Raw genomic sequence first — 2,685 nt, 5'->3', positions numbered from 1 at the left:
GCCCTACTATTAAGTTAACTATACCAAGATTGTTGGTAGTACTGTTTTGTGTTTCAGAGTAATATACGGTATTGCCGCTTTGGTCAATCAAACTAATCCGTAAATTAACCTCTTGATTTTGAAGTGTAGTGCCATCTTGTTTTTGTATGGCGGCTTGATAATTAAAACCTTGTTGTTGTGCGTTTGATGTTGCAAATAGTGCCAAGCACAATAGGGTTGAGAGTAAAATTCTTTTCATAACGCTTGATATTTAGTTAATTGTATATTGCCATTTTGATAGTGTAAAATAAAATAAAATAATTTTATGGTGCAATAGGTGTTTTTAATGAATGGACGAAATTATTCCCACCGCCGCTATAACACTGCGATTATCAGCAACATGCGCCAGATGTGTTTTGACAATAAAAATGTTAATGATTTGTTAACAAAATGCTTCTCTCATCTCAGGAATAATACCGATTGGACACACACTATAGTCCAAACTTCGCTATCGCTCTTTTGGGCTATGTGTCTGTAACATCGGCATTTACAATTGTAAAATTTTAAAAAGATTGGGCTATTTTTAAATTACAATTGGTATAACACTCGAAAAACGATTTTAATTACTATAAATCAAGCGCACCAAATAATAATAGTCCAAACTTCATTATCGTTCTTTTGGACTATGTATATGCTACATTGGTATTAAAAGAAAAAATATTTTATAGAGACGTCATATTATGACACAGACGCCTTAATATGACGTCTCTACATTTGAAAAACATTCTTTGGTTTTTAATTCTTCAATAAGTTTGTTAATTAGCTCTTGTTGCTCTTTTATTGTTTCATTTAGTCCCTTGTTTTGTCGTTTGTTTGCTACGGCGGTCAATATCGTAACGACAAAGCAATACTACTATTTCATCATCAGTTTATCCACCAAAGCCTTCAGCTCATCTATCTGCTTTTGCTGTGATTCGATCTGTTTCTGCTGTGATTGAATGATTTCTTGCTGATCCTGTACCGCTTTAACTATTAAGGGTGTTACCTTACCATAATCTATTGACCAATAATCATTTACATCGTCTGCTTTGGTAACTGGTGTAGGAAATATTTCATACATATCCTGTGCGATAAATCCAGTTACAGCAGTTTTTGATTCATCAAACAGATAGTTGAAATCAATTACTTTTATTTTCATCAGATCGTGTACTGTATAGTTGGTCTTACGAATATTCTCCTTTAACCGTTTATCAGAAGAAGTATTATAAGATACAGCCGATGTTGCAGAATGAGTTATTGAACCTATTGGTAATGAAGTATTATTATATGGTTTATAAAACGTAATAAAATTGGCTCCCGTTTCTGTCATTGCTCCTGCTTGAATACGTAAGCCGTGGCTTGTTTTCGTCCCTCCTGAATTTTTGATTGAGGCTACGAACCCCGATGAAACAGATTTAGAAACCGTTAGTTTATAAGCGGTGCCAGTTTCTCCTATATTTCCAACAAGCAAGTTCCCACTTGTAAAAATATCACCTATCACACTAAGGGTATGAGTTGGTGATACCGTACCAATACCCACATTGCCGCCCATAATTGCCATGGTGTTAGGGTCGGTAATTACAGGTGCAGTTTGAAACTTTAATCCAATGCCGAAGGAGAAGTTTCCCTGTGTTTCAATAGAACAACCCATAGCAGTGCTATTCCCTCCGCTTGCTTTGGTATTCCAACCTGTTGCAGTGCTCCATAATCCGCTTGCTGTAGTGCTTGCGCCCATAGCAGTGCTCCATGGTCCGCTTGCTGTGGAATTATGACCCATGGCGATACTATGATCTCCACTTGCTGTGGATTTACGACCCATGGCGACACTATAAGCTCCGCTTGCTGTGGTTTCACGACCCATGGCAGTGCTATAAGCTCCGCTTGCTTTGGTATTGTGACCCATTGCAGTGCTATAAGCTCCCGTTGCTTTGGTCTCACTGCCTAATGCTAATGCAAAACTTCTTTCGGCCATATTGTTATAACCCAGTGATATACTACCAAGACCTTGTGCTAAGGCTCCATTTCCAAAAGCAAACGAAAAGTTGCCACTGGCTACGGGTGCACCTGCTATGGTCCAAGTGATAGTATCTATTGCGCCTCCGGGTGCTGCACTACCAAAGGCAAAGCTTCTATGTCCCGTGGCTCTCGCTCCGCGCCCAAAGGCATAGCTCTCTACCCCTTGTGCCATCGCCATTTCGCCAAGAGCAAATGAGTTTGAGTCATTAGCTATGGCTTGGTTGCCAATTGCGGTGGAGTATATGCCCCTTGCTACAGCCATGTACCCCAATGCTTGTGAGTAGTTGCCAATTGCCCTGCTCTTATAGCCGCTTGCAAATGAGTTTTCTCCAACTGAGTCAGCACTTTCAACAAATAGATGTCCTGTCATAAAGGCATTTTTTTGTGGGTACCACAATATTCGGTTTTGGTTGGTTATGGTTTCGGCTGTTGTGGCGGTGTTTACATCAAAAAAATTTTTTTCATTGCCTTTTGTAGTTGAACGCCCGCCAACAGAAAAGCGACCTTTGCCTGCGCCTCCTGTTTCTTCGCTAACGTAAATTTTTGTGCTGTCAACCGTAGCATGAAATATATCTTTTATTTCTCCACCTTTCCATGCTGAAACTCCACCTATGGCGAACCCGCCTTTGCCAGCTTTGCTGTTATCGGCAT

Annotated in this window: 2 protein-coding genes; both read right to left on the bottom strand. The window is 39.7% G+C overall.

All coding sequences use genetic code 11. From position 1 onward, the window contains the following. On the bottom strand, positions 1–238 hold a 238-nt coding region (locus GX311_05035), incomplete at its 3' end, for a hypothetical protein (GenBank protein ID NLK15744.1). A gap of 654 nt (positions 239–892) precedes the next feature. Next, the coding region (locus GX311_05030) for a hypothetical protein (GenBank protein NLK15743.1) at positions 893–2,685 on the bottom strand (1,793 nt) is incomplete at its 5' end.

The sequence above is a fragment of the Bacteroidales bacterium genome, assembly GCA_012519055.1.
Lineage (GTDB): Bacteria > Bacteroidota > Bacteroidia > Bacteroidales > Salinivirgaceae > JAAYQU01.
This window is presented reverse-complemented; position numbering and strand designations above follow the sequence as displayed.